Raw genomic sequence first — 17,029 nt, 5'->3', positions numbered from 1 at the left:
GGCAAAGTTGCCATGAAAGGCCCCTGGGGGACTTAGCGGTTCGCCCGGTTCACGGCCGAGACGACGGCCCGCAGCGAAGCGGTCACGATCGACGGGTCGATCCCGATGCCCCAGTAGACCCGGTCGGAGATCGCGCACTCGATGTACGAGGCCGCCCGGGCGTCGTCGCCCGGCGAGAGGGTGTGCTCGCTGTAGTCCAGCAGCCGCAGGTCGAAGCCGACTGTCGACAGCGCGTCGAAGAACGCCGCGATCGGCCCGTTCCCGCGACCGGTGACCTCGTGTTCGTCACCCTCGACCCGCACGGTGGCGGTGATGTCGTACTCGCCGTCCCCGTTGTCCCTGACGTGCTGGCGGACCAGTTCCAGCGGCGTCTTCAGCTCCAGGTACTCGGCCGAGAACGCGTTCCACATCGTGGCCGGGTCGACTTCGCCGCCCTCGGTGTCGGTGTGGCGCTGGACGACCTTCGAGAACTCGATCTGCAAGCGCCGTGGCAGGTCGAGCTGGTGCTCGGCCTTCATGATGTAGGCGACGCCGCCCTTGCCGGACTGCGAGTTCACCCGGATCACGGCCTCGTAGTTGCGGCCGATGTCCTTCGGGTCGATCGGCAGGTACGGAACCTCCCACGGGTGCTCGTCGACCGGGGTCCCCGCCTTGTCGGCGGCGGCCTTCAGCGCGTCGAGGCCCTTGTTGATCGCGTCCTGGTGGCTGCCGGAGAACGCGGTGAACACCAGGTCGCCTGCCCACGGGCTGCGTTCGTGCACCGGCAGCTGGTTGCAGTATTCGACGGTCCGCTTGATCTCGTCCATGTCGGAGAAGTCGATCTGCGGGTCGACGCCCTGGCTGTAGAGGTTCATGCCCAGTGCGACCAGGTCGACGTTGCCGGTGCGCTCGCCGTTGCCGAACAGGCAGCCTTCGATGCGGTCCGCGCCGGCCTGGTAGCCGAGTTCGGCGGCGGCGATGCCGGTGCCGCGGTCGTTGTGCGGGTGCAGCGACAGGATCACCGAGTCGCGGCGCTCCAGGTTGCGGTGCATCCACTCGATCGAGTCGGCGTAGATGTTCGGCGACGCCATCTCGACGGTGGCCGGCAGGTTCAGGATGGCAGGCTTCTCGGGCGTCGGCTGCCAGATCTCGGTGACCGTGTTGCAGACCTCGAGCGCGTAGGACAGCTCGGTGCCGGTGTAGGACTCCGGCGAGTACTGGAAGCGGAAGTCGGTGTCCGGCTGCTTCGCCGCGTACTCGACGACCAGCTCGGCCGCCTGCGAAGCGATCTTCGTGATGCCGATGCGCTCTTCGCGGAACACCACGCGACGCTGCAGGATCGACGTCGAGTTGTAGATGTGGACGATCGCGCGCGGCGCCCCTTCGAGGGCTTTGAAGGTGCGCTCGATCAGCTCGGGACGGCACTGGGTCAGCACCTGGATGCTGACGTCCTCCGGGATGGCGCCTTCGTCGATGATCTCGCGGACGAAGTCGAAATCGGTCTGCGACGCCGCCGGGAAGCCGACCTCGATCTCCTTGTACCCCATGCGTACCAGCAGGTCGAAGAACTTGCGCTTGCGCGCGGGCGACATCGGGTCGATCAGGGCCTGGTTGCCGTCACGCAGGTCGACCGCGCACCACAGCGGGGCGGTGTCGATGCGCTTGTCCGGCCAGGTGCGGTCGGGCAGCTCGATGTTCTCGACCAGGTCGTACCAGGGGCGATAGCGATGGACGGGCATCGAAGTGCCGCGCTGGGCGTTCCAAGCGGCCTGCTCGGACGGAGCCTGGCGCGTGGGCTTGCGAATGCTCATGAGGGGACGGTTCTCCTGAAGAATCGGGTGCGACGACCGGCACCACGAAGCCCCGCGACGGGGAGCCGGTCAGATCAGGCCCCGTCGCGGCAGCGAAGCAGGAGAGCTCGAGCCACGACGCCACCTTAACCGCGAGATCTCTCGAAAGGAAACCCGGGCCGCGATCGAACCGTGATCAGAGTGGCGCCCATTCGGGTTACTCGTGGGTAGCAATCGGACCAGGGAGCGTGCCACACTGCCCGGCATGGGCGAGCACGCTGAAGAGAAGGAAACCGCTGATCAGGCGACCAGGCGCAAGGTCGACTGGCGCGCGGGCGGTGGCCGCGCGGCCGGGGTGCTGGCGAGTGTCGTCCGCTGGGCGGGCCTGATCTTCGCCGCGATCCTGGTGCTGCATGTCGTCTTCGTGATCGGCGAGGCGAACCCGGACAACGGCATCGTGTCGTTCGCCCGCGGCTGGGCCGACGGGCTGCTGCTGGGCTTCAAGGACCTCTTCATGCCCGCCGACGCCAAACTTCGCGTGCTGATCAACTACGGCATCGCGGCGATCTTCTGGATGGTGGTCACCGGCATTCTCACCAAGATCATCCGGCGTCTGGGCGGTTCCGCCTAGCTTCTGAGCACTACGCTCGGAAGATGCTCGGCCCCAGCCGCTTCCAGGCGGCGGCATACGAGATCGTCGCCATCGGCTCCTCGGCGGGCGGAGTCAAGGCACTGCTCGCGGTGCTTGGCGCTCTGCCGGCCGACTTTCCCGTGCCCTTGGTCGTCGTCCAGCACCTCGACCCCCGGCACGACACCATCCTCGCGGACATCCTCGATCGGCGGTCCAGGCTCCGGATCAAGCTGGCCGAAGCCGGCGACGTCATCGCGCCCGGCGGTGTCTACCTCGCGCCGCCGGATCACCATCTGCTGGCGAACCCCGGGGGAAAGCTCAGCCTGTCGACGGTGGACAGGGTGAAATTCGTCCGGCCGTCGGCCGACCTGCTCTTCGAATCCGTCGCCGTCGTATATGGCCCGTCCGCGCTTGCCTGTGTGCTGACCGGGACGGGTTCCGATGGCGCGACGGGCGCCGGAGTGGTGAAGTCGCGGGGCGGTACCGTTGTCGCCGAAGATCCGGAGACCGCCGAATTCAAGGGCATGCCCCAGGCCGTGGCGAAAGCCGTGTCGGTCGATCTGGTGCTTCCCCTGGACGACATCGCCGATGCGCTCGTCGGTCTGGTCGAGGGAACGAGGACGTTATGAGCACGCCGGACGGCGAAATCGACCACGGCGAGGAACTCGAATCCCTGCTGACCTTCATCAAGGATTCCCGCGGATTCGATTTCACCGGCTACAAACGGACTTCGCTCGCCCGCCGGATCCGAAAGCGGATGCAGACCGTGAAGATCGACGGATACGCCGAGTACCGGGATTTCCTGGAGATCAACGCCGAGGAGTTCCTGGAACTCTTCAACACCATTCTGATCAACGTGACCAGCTTCTTCCGGGATCCCGAAGCCTGGACCTTCCTGCAGAAGACCGTCGTGCCCGAACTGGTCGCGAAGGTGTCCCCGGCCGAGGAGATCCGGATCTGGAGTGCCGGTTGTTCGAGTGGCGAGGAGGCCTATTCCCTCGCGATGATCTTCGCCGAACACCTCGGCATCGAAGAGACCACCCGGCGGGTCAAGATCTACGGGACCGACGTCGACGAAGAAGCCTTGCGCGAAGCGAGGACGGGCCTGTATTCCCCGAAGTCGCTGGAGCGGCTGCCCGAAGAGATGAGGAAGAAGTATTTCGAGCCGAGCGGGAACCTGTTCGCTTTCCGCCGCGACCTCCGCCGCCGGGTGATCTTCGGCAGGCACGACATCACGCGTGACGCCCCCATTTCCCGGGTCGACCTGCTCGCCTGCCGTAACACCTTGATGTATTTCAACGTCGAAGCGCAGGAGAAGATCATCGAACGCTTCCATTTCGCGCTCGGCGAAGGCGGCCACCTGTTCCTCGGAAAGGCCGAGATGCTGCTTTCCGACAGCGTCCGGTTCGACGTCGCGAACATCCGGAACCGGGTGTTCAAACTGCGGAGGGGCGGTACCAGCGTGCGGCCCGCGCGTTTCGACGTCCGGGCGGGCGCGGGGGTGCGGGACGCCAACCGAAGGCGTCACGTGAGCGAACTCGCCTTGGCGTCCTCACCCGATTCGGTGCTGGGCATCGATCGTGACGGCACGGTCGCCCTGATCAACGGCTCGGCGAGGTTGCATTTCGGGCTGTCGTCGCACGACGTGGGCAGGCCGTTCCACGACCTGGAGATCTCCTACCGGCCGATCGAACTGCGCTCCGTCGTCGACCAGGCGCACAGCGAGCGCCGCAGCATCCGGGTCGATTCCGTGCGACGGCAGAAGACCACCGAAGAGACGCAGTACCTCGACATCGTCGTCCGGCCCCTGCTCACCATCGACGGCGAGGACATCGGTGCCGCGATCACGTTCATCGACACCACCGAGGCGACCAGGCTCCAGCATGAGGTGAAACGCGTGCAGGAAGACCTGGCCACGGCTTACGCCGAACTCCAGTCGACCAACGCCGAACTGGAGACGGTCAACGAGGAACTCCAGTCGAGCATCGAGGAACTCGAAACGACGAACGAGGAACTCCAGTCCACGAACGAGGAGCTCGAGACCACGAACGAGGAACTCCAGTCCGGCAACGAAGAGCTCGAGACGATGAACGAGGAGATGCGCATCCGCACCGCGGAACTCGACGAGACGCGCATGTTCTTCGAAGGAGTGCTGTCCAGCGTCGAAGCCGGGGTGGTCGTACTGGACGGCGATCTCCGGGTGCGCAGCTGGAACCGCGGTGCGGAGGAACTCTGGGGCATGCGGGCCGGAGAGGTCTACCTGGAGGAGTTCTTCATCCTCGACTTCGGCCTGCCGACCACCGGGTTCCGCGACATCGTCGAACTCTGCAACGAGACCGGGCAGCGGGCCGGCCAGGTCGAGGTCGACGCGGTGGACCGCAAAGGCAGGCCTCTGGTCGCCTCGGTCAGCTGCTCGCCGTTGAGCGGACCGGGCGGCGGAGTCGTCTTGATGACGGAGAAGCGGCCGAGTACCTGAGTCAGCGCCGCCGATCCGGTCGCGTCGCACGGTGAGGGAGTGACCCCACGAGATCGGACGCCGTCATCCGGCGGCTGACCAGCAGGTCGCAAACCTCGCTGAGCCGCCGGTTGTGACTGCGCGCGAAGTGGCGCAGTACGAGGAACGCATCGGCCGGGTCGATCTCCAGCCGGGCGGAGACCAGGCCCTTCGCCTGCTCGATGATCACCCGGCTGTCCAGCGCCCCTTGCAGTTGCTCGGAGGTCCTGGTCAGTCCGGCGATCGCGCGGTGGTTGAGCATGCCGATCGTGGCCGCGTCGGCGAAGGCGATCGCCATCCGTAGATCGGCCACCGGCAAAGGCGCGGCTTCCGTGGTCAGGATCGTGACTTCGCCGATGACGTCTTCGCGGCGGCTGAACGGGAACGCGTGCGCTGTCCGGAAGCCGAGCGCGAGGGCGGCCGGGACCAGTCGTTCCCACCGCGTTTCCGCCTCGTCGAGGGCCACGTTGACGACCGGCGCGTCGTCGTCATGGCAGTCGATACCGGGGCCTTCCTCGGCGAGGACGTCGCCGAGTGGCGGATATTCGAGCCGTTCGTCGGTGTGCACCACGATCGGCCGGTCGGCGCGGTCGCCGACCGCGGTCAGCCGGACCGAGGACGAGGTGACCAGTTGCGCGTAGCGATTCGCCACGCGGAGCCAATAATTCTTCGGGTCGAGCGCGGGTGCCAAAGTGTCGGACAGTTCCACCAACGTGTCGGCGACCCATCTTTCGCGATTCCGCATCAGAATCCGGCCTTCCCGCGGAGTGCAGTTCGAGGGCGCTGGGAATTCAACGCTAGTCCTCCATCCGGGGACGGGGAACCCGCGGGGGCTCAGCCGTTCGGGTCACTTCTGCGTGCCCCTCGCGGGCGTAGGCTCACCCCCATGTGGGACGGTACCGGTGGTCGTTACGACCCGCCGGCCCTGCGCAGGCTGGTCGAAACCGAGCGCGGGCGGGCAGAACGCGCGGAGAGCGTGGCCCTGCGGCACGAAGGACTGATGGAGACGGCGTCCGCGTCGATGCGGTCCTTCCACCGGCGGATGGCGCAACTGCATCGCGCCACCGAGCGCAAACACCGGGCCGCGGCGGACCTGCACGCCGGCTACCTCGACGCCGTGGGGCGCTGGGCGGACCGGCCGGAGGAGCAGGCAGGCGTGGCCCCGGCGTTCATGACGGCGGCCGCCGAATCGTCCGGCATCCGGAGTCTGGCGGTGGCCTTGTTCACCACGGACGGGCGCGAGGCTTCGGTCGCGGTGTCCGATCCCATCGCGGCAAGGGCGCACGACCTCGAATACGTCCTCGGTGAGGGGCCTTCCCAGAGCACGCCTCTGCGACCGGGGGTGTGCGGCGAGCCGGAACTCGTGAGCCGGTGGCCCCAGTTCGGGCCCGCGGTGCGGGAAATCGGGGTCCGGGCGGTGGTTTCGGCTCGGCTGGGCCTGGACGGAGCGCCGATGGGCAGCCTCACCGCGTACCGGTCCGAGCCCACGCCGGACGCCGAGGTGGCCCGGGCGGTGGGGGTGCTCGCCGAAGTGCTGACCACCACCGCCCTGAACCCGGAAGTGCGCCTCGACGGTGACGACGGCCTGCCCGTGCATCCGCTGTTCGGCGACATCGACCGCCGCGTCCTGGTGCACCAGGCCACAGGAGTGGTGATGGCCGGCCGCGACTGCACGGCCTCGGACGCGCTGGCGCTCATCCGCGCCCACGCCTTCGCGCGGAACGAGAGCGTCACCGACCTCGCGCGTGCCATCGTGGCCAGGACCTATCGGCTCAGCTGACCGCGAGACGTTCGTACGCCTCGACGGCGGCTTCCGGGTCGTCGGCGGTGAACTTCACGACGCGGACGGACTCGGTCCTGCCCAGTGGCCTGGTCACCGTGATCGGTTCACGCAGTTCGGCGACCAGGTTCGTCTCGTAGTAGTTGTCGTGGCTGAGCCAAGTCCCGTCACGGAAGGCCCGCGTCTTGGCGGGCTCGTGGCTCTCCTTCAGATTTCGCAGGCTGACGACGTTCTCCCGCGGGATCCGCACGTCGTAGAACGAGCTGTAGCGCACCCGCAGCTCTCGCGAAGAGATCACGTGCGGCCGGACAACGGTGCCCGCGTAGATCCCGAAGATCAGCAACACCGAGTACACGCCGAGTACGAGCAGCAGGAGATCGGCGACCAGGCCGAAGTCGATCAGCCAGAGCAGGCCCGCCTCGACGAGGCTCACCACGGCGAAGACGATGAAGATCGTCTTGCCGTTCGAGCCGTAGGGCACGGCCACGGCGTCATCGGCGACGCCGTCCACGCGGCGTCTCAAATACAGCCAGAGGCCCGCCATGGTGCGTGCTTCGTTTCGGAAATGACTGCGTACAGCCCCCATATCCCCAGGTTAGCGAACGAACTGGAGCAGAAGGCGCACAGCGTCGGCCGAAGCGGCGTCCCGCGGGGTGTAGATCTCCAGCCGGTGATCGGGGCTGTCGGGCTGGACCCACACCTGGTAGTCGACGTCCACCTCACCGACCGTGGGGTGCTGGAGACGCAGGGCGCCGACGGTGCAGTCGGCGACGTCGCCGGTCGCCCAGAGCGCCGCGAAATCGTCGCTGCGCATGGTCAGTTCGCCGATGAGCCCGGCGAGGCGCGCGTCGGTGGGATAGCGGCCCGCCGTCAACCGCAGGTAGGCGACGTGGACGCGGGCGAGTTCGGCCCGGTTCCGGTACAGGTCGCGGGTGAGCGGGTCGAGGAAGAACATCCGGGGCAGGGACGGGCGCCGCTCCGGATCCCGCGGCGCGTCGAACGCCACGTGTTCGGCCATGAGCGCGTTCCCGGCGTGGTTCCACGCGAGGACGTCGCCGCGACGGCCGAAGACCAGGGCGGGCACGGCCTCGCCGAGGTTCTCCAGCAGCGCGAGGACCCGGGGGTGCGGGTTTTCGGGGCCGGGGTCGGCCAGCCGGGGAAGCGCGGACCGCTGGGCGAGGTTGTGCAGGTGGCCGGTTTCGACGTCATCGAGCCGGAGCGCGCGGGCGAGCGCGTCGAGCACCTGCCGTGAAGCGGTCTCGGCCAGTCCCTGTTCGAGCCGCGTGTAGTACCCGGCGCTCACCCCGGCGAGCTGGGCGAGTTCTTCGCGGCGCAGGCCGGGCACGCGGCGGGAAGTGCCGTAGGTGCGCAGGCCGATCTCGGCGGGGGTCACCCGGTCACGACGGCTTTTGAGGTACACGCCGAGGCTTTCCATGACTCCGAGCTTAAGTTCCCGCGCGACGCCGTGGGTGTACCCGCTGGGTGTACCCACGGCACGGGGATGGTTGCTCTCCCGAAGCCGGTACAGCGTCGACGTCATGACACGACAGAGCACGCGAGCCTGGTTCGGCCTTCTCGTGATCCTTTGCCCGGTACTGCTGGTCTCGATGGACGGGTCGATCCTGTTCCTCGCGATGCCGCGCATCAGCCAGGCACTGTCCCCGAGCGCTGACCAGGCCCTGTGGATCCTCGACGTCTACGGCTTCGCGGTCGGATCGCTGCTGATCGCGTTCGGCAACCTCGGCGACCGGTACGGACGGCTGAAGCTGCTGATGATCGGCGCCACCGTGTTCGGCCTGGGGTCGGCGGGTGCGGCGTTCGCCCCGACACCGGAACTGCTCATCACGTTCCGGGCGCTCATGGGGCTGGCCGGCGCGACGCTGCTGCCGTCGGCGCTGGCGGTGCTGAGCGAACTCTTCACCGATCCGCGACGACGCGCGCGGGCCATCGGCGTCTTCGCGGCCGCGTTCGCCGCCGGTTTCGCGATCGGCCCGGTTGTCGGCGGTGTCCTGCTGGAGCGGTTCGAGTGGGGTTCGGTCTTCCTGGTCAACCTGCCGGTGATCGCGGTGTTCCTGCTGCTCGCACCGGTTCTGCTGCGCGAGGTGCGGGCCACGAGGCCGGGTCGCGTCGACACGGTGAGCGTGGTGCTCTCCGCCGCGGGGCTGCTCCTGGCGATCTACGGCATCAAGCACGTGGCCGCGGACGGCCTGTCCTTCGCCGCGGTCTCGGCGGGGATCGCCGGGGCCGCCCTGCTGGGGTGGTTCGCCCGCCGCCAGCGGACGCTCGACCAGCCGCTGATCGACTTCGCCCTGTTCCGCGACCGAGTCTTCACGATCGCGATCGTCACCGGGTTGCTGCCCCTCGCCGCCTGGTCGGCGGCCGCGTATCTGGCGGGGATCCACCTTCAGTCCGTGCTGGGGCTGCCCGTCCTGCACGCGGCGCTGCTGGCGCTGCCGGGGGCGGCCGTGCTGACGATCATGTGCGTCGTCACCTCGGCACTGGTCGAACGCGTCGGGAAGCGGGCGGCGCTGATCGGCTGCCACTTCGCCATCGCCATCGGGCTGTCGCTGTTGCTCATGACCGGCGTTTCGGGCGGCGTCGGCTGGTACGTCGCCTCGACGGTGGTCGCCGGCGTCGGCTACGGGATCTCGTTCAGCGTGGTGGCCGACACCGCCGTCGCCGCGGTGCCCGCCGAGCGGGCGGGGGCGGCGGGCGCGATCGCCGAGACGAGCAACGAGATCGGCAACGCGCTGGGGATCGCGCTCATGGGCTCGCTCGCCGCGCTGGTGTTCCGCCTGGCCGGACCGGATCTCGCGCCGACGCTCGACGAAACCCTCCAGCTATCCGGAATCGCGCCCGCTGCCACCGCTGACGCGAAGTCAGCCTTCGTCGCCGGCCTGCACACGGCCGTCGTGGTGCTGAGCCTGCTGCACGTCGCTCTGGGGGTGCTGGCTCTGCGCTGGCTCCCTCACTCGGCGAAGGCGCTCGTGCCCCAGGCGTCCGAGTAGGCGAACTCCGCCAGCGAGAGGCGCTCCCGTGGCGCCTTCTCGCGCTCGATCCGCCAGTCCTCTTCGAGCACCGACGGGTCGGCCGGCGAACCGACGGCGATGGCGACCTTCGGGACGACGTCGTCCGGAAGACCGAAGAAGTCCTTCGCCGCTTCGGCGGAGAAGCCCGCCATCTGGTGCGCGATCAGCCCGAGTTCGACGGCCTGGAGCACGAGGTTCTCACTCGCCAGCCCCAGCCCGTACTCGGCGTACGGGACCTCGCCCTTCTCGTTCGTGGTCACCATCACGCCGATCAGCAGCAGACCGGCGCGATGCGCCCAAGCGCGGTTGCCGGAGTTGAGCGTCGACAGGATGCGGTCGAACGACGGCGTGCCCCTCGGGCCGACCAGGTAGCGGGCGGGCTGGGTGTTGCCGAAGGACGGTGCCCAGCGGGCCGCCTCGAGCAGCGCGCGGAGCTGGTCTTCGGTGACGACGGCGGCCTCGTCGTAGGCGCGAGGACTCCAGCGATGGGCCAGGATCGACGCGATCGGGGTACTCGTGTCGGCGGGTTTGCGCATTCGCGGACCCTAACAAGGGGGTGCTCTCCGTCACTAAAGTGAAAGCCCTCCCAGCATTTCGCTGGTGTTAAGGAAGATTTACTTCCAGTAGTCCTCGAAGTAGTGGTCAGGACCACTTACGAGGGTGGCGGGCGCGCGTGACCCCGGTAGGCTTTCGCCCAAATAAGGGACGCGGGGGCTCCTCGGTGCCCACCAGGAGCACGCCCGGCCCGTCGAGGAGGTTCGGGCGTGGCCCTCGTGGTCCAGAAGTACGGCGGTTCGTCGCTGGAAAGTGCCGACCGGATCAAACGCGTCGCGGAACGCATCGTCGCCACCAAGAAGGCGGGCAACGACGTGGTCGTCGTCTGCTCCGCCATGGGGGACACGACGGACGAGCTGCTCGATCTGGCTCAGCGGGTCAACCCGGCGCCGCCGGAACGTGAGATGGACATGCTGCTCACCGCGGGTGAGCGGATCTCGAACTCGCTCGTCGCCATGGCGATTTCGGCGCAGGGCGCGGAGGCGTGGTCGTTCACCGGTTCGCAGGCCGGTGTGGTGACGACGTCGGTGCACGGCAACGCGCGGATCATCGACGTCAGCCCCAGCCGGGTGACGGAAGCCCTCGACCAGGGCTACATCGCGCTGGTGGCGGGGTTCCAGGGCGTGTCGCAGGACACCAAGGACATCACCACCCTCGGCCGCGGTGGTTCGGACACCACCGCCGTCGCGCTGGCCGCGGCGCTGAACGCCGACGTCTGCGAGATCTATTCCGATGTGGACGGTGTGTACACCGCGGATCCGCGGGTCGTGCCCGACGCCCGCAAACTCGACACCATCGCCTACGAGGAGATGCTCGAACTCGCCGCGAGCGGTTCGAAGATCCTGCACCTGCGCTCGGTGGAGTACGCGCGCCGGTACGGCGTCCCGATCCGAGTCCGTTCTTCCTACAGTGACAAGCCGGGCACCACGGTGACCGGTTCTATCGAGGAGATCCCCGTGGAACAAGCGTTGATCACCGGTGTGGCGCACGACCGCTCCGAAGCCAAGATCACGGTGACTGGCGTGCCCGACACGGCCGGTGCCGCGGCCAGGATCTTCCGCGTGATCGCCGACTACGAGATCGACATCGACATGGTGCTGCAGAACGTGTCCAGCACGTCGTCCGGCCGCACCGACATCACCTTCACGCTGTCGAAGGCCAACGGCGCCAAGGCCGTGCAGTCGCTGGAGAAGATCAAGGACGAGATCGGCTTCGAGTCGGTCCTCTACGACGACCACGTCGGCAAGGTGTCGCTCGTCGGCGCGGGGATGCGTTCGCACCCCGGTGTCACGGCGACGTTCTGCGAGGCGCTGGCGCGGTCGGGCGTCAACATCGAAATCATCAACACCTCGGAGATCCGGATCTCGGTGCTGATCCGGGACGCGCAGCTCGACGACGCGGTGCGCGCGATCCACGAGGCGTTCGAACTGGGCGGCGACGAAGAAGCCGTCGTCTACGCGGGGAGTGGTCGCTGATGGCGGGGTTGCGGGTAGGAGTCGTCGGGGCGACAGGTCAGGTCGGCGGCGTGATGCGCCGTCTGCTGGCCGAACGGGGTTTCCCGGTCGCCGAAATGCGGTACTTCGCTTCGGCGCGGTCCGCGGGTTCGAAGCTTTCCTGGCAGGACGAGGAAATCGTCATCGAGGACGCGACGACCGCGGATCCGTCCGGTTTGGACATCGCGCTGTTCTCCGCCGGTGGCTCGACCTCCAAGGCGCAGGCCGAGCGGTTCGCCGCGGCAGGCGCCACGGTGATCGACAACTCGTCCGCCTGGCGGATGGACCCGGACGTCCCGCTGGTCGTCAGCGAGGTCAACCCGGAGGCGATCAAGGAAGCGCGCAAGGGGATCATCGCGAACCCCAACTGCACCACGATGGCCGCGATGCCGGTGCTCAAGCCACTGCACGCCGAAGCGGGCCTGGTGCGGCTCGTCGCCAGCACCTACCAGGCGGTGTCGGGCAGCGGGCTCGCCGGCGTCGAGGAGCTGGAAGGCCAGCTCGCCGCGGCGGCCCCGAACGCGGGCGCGCTGACCCACGACGGTGCGGCGGTGACCTTCCCCGAGCCGAAGAAGTACGCGCGGGCCATCGCGCACAACGTCCTCCCGCTCGCCGGGTCCATTGTGGACGATGGCGAGTTCGAGACGGACGAGGAGAAGAAGTTCCGCAACGAGAGCCGCAAGATCCTGAGCATCCCGCAATTGCGGGTGTCTTGCACCTGCGTGCGGGTGCCGGTGTTCTCGGGGCACTCGATCTCGATCAACGCAGAGTTCTCGCAGGCGCTTTCGGTCGCCCGCGCGACCGAGCTGCTGACCGGTGCTCCCGGCGTCGAACTGTCGGAGATCCCGACCCCGCTGCAGGCCGCGGGCCAGGACCCGTCGTACGTCGGGCGGCTGCGGACGGACCCGGGCGTCGACGGCGGTCGCGGTCTGGCGTTGTTCCTGTCGAACGACAACCTGCGGAAGGGCGCGGCGCTGAACGCCGTCCAGATCGCCGAACTGGTCGCCGCGAACGCCTGACGGCCCCGATCGGCTCACGCGGGCCCACCGCAACTAGAGGACTACTTGCGTCGAGGTTCCCGTGAGGGCCCCCACCCAAGATGAGAAGGGCGCGATGAAGGACGCTTTGATAGCGAAATTGCTATCAAAGCGTCCTTCATCTCACGAGTCACGAGCCAAGGCCCACCGCAACTAGAGGACGAATCGCGCCAAGTCAGGGCCTCGTGGCACCGAAGCAGGCCGCGTACCGCGTAGCGAGGAACTCGCCTCGCGCGTCTCCGCTGTAGGCCCACATCCCGCCGTCGGCCCGCGTCCCCAGCTGCCGGAACTGCTCGACGGCCTCGTCGAAGCGCCCGTTCTCCACGAGCGCCTTCGCCGCGTACGCCCGGTCTCCCCGCGTCGCCGGGTGATCGCGGCCTTCGCCGTCGATCCACGCCACGATGCCGTCGAGCGCGCCGGAGACCCGCGGGTCACGCCACGCGGGCACGTCCCGGAACTCGGATTCATGCGCGGCGACCAGCAGCAGCGGGGCCAGCTTCGGCGACTTCGCCGCGGCGGTCATGGCGAACTCCCACATCAGTTCGTCCGAGCCGAACCACTTCGGGCACCAGTACTGCAGTGCCCGCGAGTGTGCCCCGCGATGGTGCGGGTCGCGCGCGACGAGTTCCGCCCAGACCGCGCGGTACTGGTCGTTCTCGTATTGCCGCCCCATCGCGATCGCGAGCGCGGTCACCCACGGCGTCGGGTCGTCGGGAGCGAGCGCGGCCGCCTCGTGCACGGCCTCTTCCGCCTGCTCCAGTACCCGGAAGAACGCGGCGAACTGGTCCTCGGTGACGTGCTTCGCCTGCAATCCGCTGCGCACCTCCCAAGCCACGTGCACCAGCGACTCCGCGTCGACGAGCGCCGCGCCCGGGTCACCGGGGCGGGCCTCGCGCCACGCCCGTAGCCACCCGTCGTCCGCCGCGGCGGCCTCGCCGAGCGCGCCGTTCACCAGGTTCCGGCGATCCCAGTTCCCCCAGGTCGACGCCAGCAGCGCCGCCGCGCCTTCCCATTCGCCACGCGCGGTCGACGCCTGGACGGCGAGGATCTCTTCGTCGGTCCAGTACTCCTTGGCCGACACCTCGGTGTCAGCCGGAAGACCCCAGCGGGTGACGTCCGGGATCTTGCCCTTGAACTTGGGCTTCTCCGGCGGCAAAAGCGCGGCGAACTCTTCCGGCGTCAGCACGTTCTTGAGTTCGTCTATCTCGACGCCGCGTCGTTTCGCCTCCTTCATCATCGCGAAGACGGCCTTGCGTTCACGGGATTTGAGCAGCCACAGCATGGAATCTCCTCAAGAACGAACAAGGGTGACGGACGGCCGGTAGCCGGCGGACACACCGGCGGCCGTCAGCAGCGCGCGCAGCGGCGCGGTGTCGGATTCGGCCGCGGTGGCCTTGTCGAGCGCGGACGGCAGCAGCTCCTCTAGCGGCTCGTCCAAGGTGAACGGAGCCGGGCCGGACCACGACAGCGACCATCGCGCCACGCCGACGTCGGTCAACGCCGCGGAGACCACGACACCCAGCCGCCTGCGGACGGAGACGGCGGCGAACTCCCGGCGGGCACGGGCTCCGGCGCCGGCGGGCGGCTTCTCGTCCGGGTCGGCGAGTTCCTCGTGCCTGCCCGCGTCGAGCAGGTCCAGCGCCATGTCCAGGGTCCGTTCGCCCAGGATCTCGGCGGCCGCCTCGGCGGCGGCGTGACGGCGGCCGATGGCGACCAGCGACGGCCAGTCCGTCCGCCGCATCGCGAGCGCCTCGTCGGAGAAGACCGTGAACAGCGCCTCGTCGAGCATCTTTTCGGCGCCGGTCACCAGGTCGCTCGCCGGACGTTCGCCACCGGGCCGGACCGGGATCCGCGCGCCGGCTTCGAGTTTCGCGACGCGTTCCCGGGTCGCCGGATGCGTGTCCCACCGCGAGGTTTCGTCCTCCGACGGGTTCTGCCGCATCTCCTCCAGCTGCTCCGCCCGTGTCGGGTCGGTGAGCAGCGCGCGGTAGCCCTCGCCGAACCGGTCGGGAAGATAGCCCGCGTCCCAGCCGATCGCCGCGTAGTTGTTCATGAAGAACCGCCATGTGACAGCCAGCGCTTCGATCTCGCGTAGGGCCGAGGCGGCCGCTTCGGTACCGGCGAGCCGCGCTGAGACGGCGTCGGCCGCGAGTTCCTGAGCCCGGCAGACACTCATCGAGACGACGAAGTACAGCTTCGCGTACTGCTTGAACAGCCAGCCGACGAAGCGTTCGAAGTAGCCTTCGCGGCCGAGACCGTTGACCACCCGCGCGATGGACTTGCGCCCACGATAGGTCAGCGCGGAGAACCGGGTGTCCTTGTTGCTGTAGTGCCCCAATTCGTGCGCGAGCACCGCGCGGAACTGGTCCTGGCGCAGGCCCATGATCAGCGGGACACCGATGATCATCCGGCGGCGCAGCACCCGCAGCCCCAGCCACGACGTGCGCTCGGTGACCGCGGCGTTGACCTCGGGATCGAGATAGATCTCGTCCGGCGGCCGGGTGCCCGCCTCCGCCGCCAGCTCCCGGACCAGCGCCCAGAGGGCGGGCTGGGACTCCGGCGTCACCTCGACGCCGGGTATGTCGTCGCCGGTAGCCCGCTCGACCGTGAGCAGCGTCTTGAGCAGGATCCAGCCGACCGGGACGGTGATGATGCCGAGCTTCACCGCCGTGAAAACGTTGTGTCGCAGCGCGACTGCTTCCAGCGTCACGATCCCGCCGACGAACGCCAGCACGAGCAGCGGGAATCCCGCCAGCAGGACGGCAGCGAGCAGCCCACGAAAAGACTTCACTGTGAAACGGACCTTCCCCAGAGTTGGTGTACCCCCGACACCGAGCGCTCATTGTGCCCGAAGCGCCACCCGCGGCCGATCACTTTTCGAATACGATCGAAGACTTCGCGATGAACATCACCTCTTCGATGGTAGTCGCGTGTGGACAGTCCACTGTGGAGCACGGTAATTGCCTTGTCCGGTTCGCCCGGCCCGTGCATCCTCGAAGGCGACAAAACGTTTTCCACGAAGGGAAAGTCATGTACACGGCGGTCGAAGGCTCGCGGGTTCCGATCCGGATGTGGGCAGACCCCACGTCGGTCGAGGACCAAGCCATGCGACAGCTGCACAACGTCGCCAACCTGCCGTGGGTGCACGGCGTCGCGGTCATGCCCGACGTCCACTACGGCAAGGGGGCGACCGTCGGCAGCGTGATCGCGATGCGCGACGCCGTGTCCCCGGCCGCCGTCGGCGTGGACATCGGCTGCGGGATGAGCGCGGTGCGGACCTCGCTCACCGCCGCGGATCTGCCCGACGACCTGCTGAAGCTGCGCCGCCGGATCGAATCCGCCGTCCCGGTCGGCTTCGGCCTGCACAAGACCCCGGTGAACCCGGCGAAGGTGCACGGTGTCGGTGGCTGGGACGCGTTCTGGAAGTCCTTCGGTGACCTGCACGGCGGCGTCCAGGACCTGCACGACCGCGCGGCCCGCCAGATCGGGAGCCTCGGCGGCGGCAACCACTTCATCGAGGTCTGCCTCGAACAGGGCGACGACGAAGGCCGCGTGTGGCTGATGCTGCACTCGGGTTCGCGCAACATCGGCAAGGAACTCGCGGAACGCCATATGGCCGTCGCGCGGAAGCTGCCGCACAACGCGGACCTGCCGGATCCGGACCTCGCGGTGTTCGTCGCGGGCACGCCGGAGATGCGGGCGTACCGGCGCGACCTGTTCTGGGCGCAGGACTACGCGGCACGCAACCGCGCCACCATGGTCGCCCTCGTCAAGCAGGCGCTGAAGGACGTCGTCCCGCGGACGACGTTCGACGACGCGATCTCGTGCCACCACAATTACGTCGCCGAAGAGACCTACGACGGCGTCGAACTGCTGGTGACCCGCAAGGGCGCGATCCGCGCGGGTTCGGGCGACCTCGGGATCATCCCGGGCAGCATGGGCACCGGTTCGTACATCGTGCGCGGCCTCGGGAACGCGTCGTCCTTCCAGTCCGCGTCGCACGGGGCCGGCCGCCGGATGTCGCGGAACAAGGCCAAGAAGCTGTACACCGCCGAAGACCTCGCCGCGCAGACCGCCGGGGTGGAATGCCGCAAGGACTCCGGTGTGGTGGACGAGATCCCGGCCGCGTACAAGGACATCGAAACGGTCATCAAGGCGCAGACCGACCTCGTCGAGGTGGTCGCGCACCTGAAGCAGGTCGTCTGCGTGAAGGGCTGAATCACCGGGCGGTTCGTGGGTGG

15 protein-coding genes are annotated in these 17,029 nt (G+C 68.3%); 8 read left to right on the top strand and 7 right to left on the bottom strand.

Going from position 1 to position 17,029, the window contains the following annotated elements:
• Nucleotides 1-32: 32 nt before the first annotated feature.
• Nucleotides 33-1,790 (bottom strand): 2-isopropylmalate synthase, encoded by a 1,758-nt coding sequence (leuA, locus tag BS329_RS05185; protein ID WP_076156079.1) that lies wholly within the window; start codon nt 1,788-1,790, stop codon nt 33-35.
• A 244-nt stretch (nt 1,791-2,034) separates the two neighbouring features.
• Between leuA and BS329_RS05180 the strand changes: the two genes are divergently transcribed.
• Genes BS329_RS05180 through BS329_RS05170 form a run of 3 tightly spaced genes read left to right on the top strand, consistent with a single transcriptional unit; the run spans nt 2,035 to nt 4,876 of the window.
• A complete protein-coding gene (locus BS329_RS05180; RefSeq protein WP_076156077.1) occupies nt 2,035-2,400 on the top strand; it encodes a hypothetical protein in 366 nt (121 codons plus the stop codon).
• A gap of 23 nt (nt 2,401-2,423) precedes the next feature.
• The gene (locus BS329_RS05175) at nt 2,424-3,029 is read left to right on the top strand and encodes a chemotaxis protein CheB (RefSeq protein ID WP_076156076.1); all 606 of its coding nucleotides are present in this window, start codon (nt 2,424-2,426) and stop codon (nt 3,027-3,029) included.
• A complete protein-coding gene (locus tag BS329_RS05170) occupies nt 3,026-4,876 on the top strand; it encodes a CheR family methyltransferase (protein ID WP_076156074.1) in 1,851 nt (616 codons plus the stop codon). The genes BS329_RS05175 and BS329_RS05170 overlap by 4 nt, the downstream gene beginning before the upstream one ends.
• Before the next feature lies 1 nt (nt 4,877).
• Here the strand turns inward: BS329_RS05170 and BS329_RS05165 are convergent, their stop codons facing one another.
• The gene (locus tag BS329_RS05165; RefSeq protein WP_076156072.1) at nt 4,878-5,639 is read right to left on the bottom strand and encodes an ANTAR domain-containing protein; all 762 of its coding nucleotides are present in this window, start codon (nt 5,637-5,639) and stop codon (nt 4,878-4,880) included.
• Nucleotides 5,640-5,780: 141 nt separating this feature from the next.
• On the opposite strand from BS329_RS05165, the gene BS329_RS05160 reads away from it, so the two are divergent.
• Nucleotides 5,781-6,674, top strand: a complete 894-nt coding sequence (locus tag BS329_RS05160) for an ANTAR domain-containing protein (RefSeq protein ID WP_076156071.1) — start codon at nt 5,781-5,783, stop codon at nt 6,672-6,674.
• On the opposite strand, the gene BS329_RS05155 is transcribed toward BS329_RS05160, so the two are convergent.
• Together BS329_RS05155 and BS329_RS05150 are read right to left on the bottom strand one after the other, a co-directional pair.
• On the bottom strand, nt 6,667-7,218 hold the full coding sequence (locus BS329_RS05155; protein WP_076156069.1) for a hypothetical protein: 552 nt from the start codon (nt 7,216-7,218) through the stop codon (nt 6,667-6,669). The genes BS329_RS05160 and BS329_RS05155 overlap by 8 nt on opposite strands.
• A 51-nt stretch (nt 7,219-7,269) precedes the next feature.
• Nucleotides 7,270-8,109, bottom strand: coding sequence for a helix-turn-helix transcriptional regulator (locus BS329_RS05150; protein WP_076156858.1), 840 nt, complete (start codon nt 8,107-8,109; stop codon nt 7,270-7,272).
• A 103-nt stretch (nt 8,110-8,212) separates the two neighbouring features.
• On the opposite strand from BS329_RS05150, the gene BS329_RS05145 reads away from it, so the two are divergent.
• Nucleotides 8,213-9,682: an MFS transporter gene (locus tag BS329_RS05145; RefSeq protein WP_076156068.1), complete on the top strand. Its 1,470-nt coding sequence runs from the start codon at nt 8,213-8,215 to the stop codon at nt 9,680-9,682.
• On the opposite strand, the gene BS329_RS05140 is transcribed toward BS329_RS05145, so the two are convergent.
• Nucleotides 9,643-10,239, bottom strand: coding sequence for a nitroreductase family protein (locus BS329_RS05140; RefSeq protein WP_076156066.1), 597 nt, complete (start codon nt 10,237-10,239; stop codon nt 9,643-9,645). The two genes, BS329_RS05145 and BS329_RS05140, sit on opposite strands and share 40 nt — an antisense overlap.
• 228 nt (nt 10,240-10,467) lie before the next feature.
• Between BS329_RS05140 and BS329_RS05135 the strand changes: the two genes are divergently transcribed.
• Nucleotides 10,468-11,733: an aspartate kinase gene (locus BS329_RS05135; RefSeq protein WP_076156065.1), complete on the top strand. Its 1,266-nt coding sequence runs from the start codon at nt 10,468-10,470 to the stop codon at nt 11,731-11,733.
• Complete coding sequence (locus BS329_RS05130; RefSeq protein ID WP_076156063.1) at nt 11,733-12,770, top strand: aspartate-semialdehyde dehydrogenase; 1,038 nt, start codon at nt 11,733-11,735, stop codon at nt 12,768-12,770. Before BS329_RS05135 ends, BS329_RS05130 begins: the two co-directional genes overlap by 1 nt.
• A gap of 193 nt (nt 12,771-12,963) precedes the next feature.
• Here BS329_RS05130 and BS329_RS05125 read toward each other — a convergent pair whose 3' ends face one another.
• On the bottom strand, nt 12,964-14,070 hold the full coding sequence (locus tag BS329_RS05125) for a DUF4034 domain-containing protein (protein WP_076156062.1): 1,107 nt from the start codon (nt 14,068-14,070) through the stop codon (nt 12,964-12,966).
• Between the two features lie 9 nt (nt 14,071-14,079).
• Nucleotides 14,080-15,579: a M48 family metallopeptidase gene (locus tag BS329_RS05120; RefSeq protein WP_076156061.1), complete on the bottom strand. Its 1,500-nt coding sequence runs from the start codon at nt 15,577-15,579 to the stop codon at nt 14,080-14,082.
• Between the two features lie 239 nt (nt 15,580-15,818).
• Between BS329_RS05120 and BS329_RS05115 the strand changes: the two genes are divergently transcribed.
• Nucleotides 15,819-17,006, top strand: a complete 1,188-nt coding sequence (locus BS329_RS05115) for an RtcB family protein (RefSeq protein WP_076156059.1) — start codon at nt 15,819-15,821, stop codon at nt 17,004-17,006.
• Nucleotides 17,007-17,029: the final 23 nt, after the last annotated feature.

Origin of the sequence: Amycolatopsis coloradensis (assembly GCF_001953865.1) — a bacterium.
GTDB classification, from domain to species: domain Bacteria; phylum Actinomycetota; class Actinomycetes; order Mycobacteriales; family Pseudonocardiaceae; genus Amycolatopsis; species Amycolatopsis coloradensis.
The sequence above is the reverse complement of the archived record's forward strand: the minus strand, read 5'-3'. Positions and strand labels throughout refer to the sequence as shown.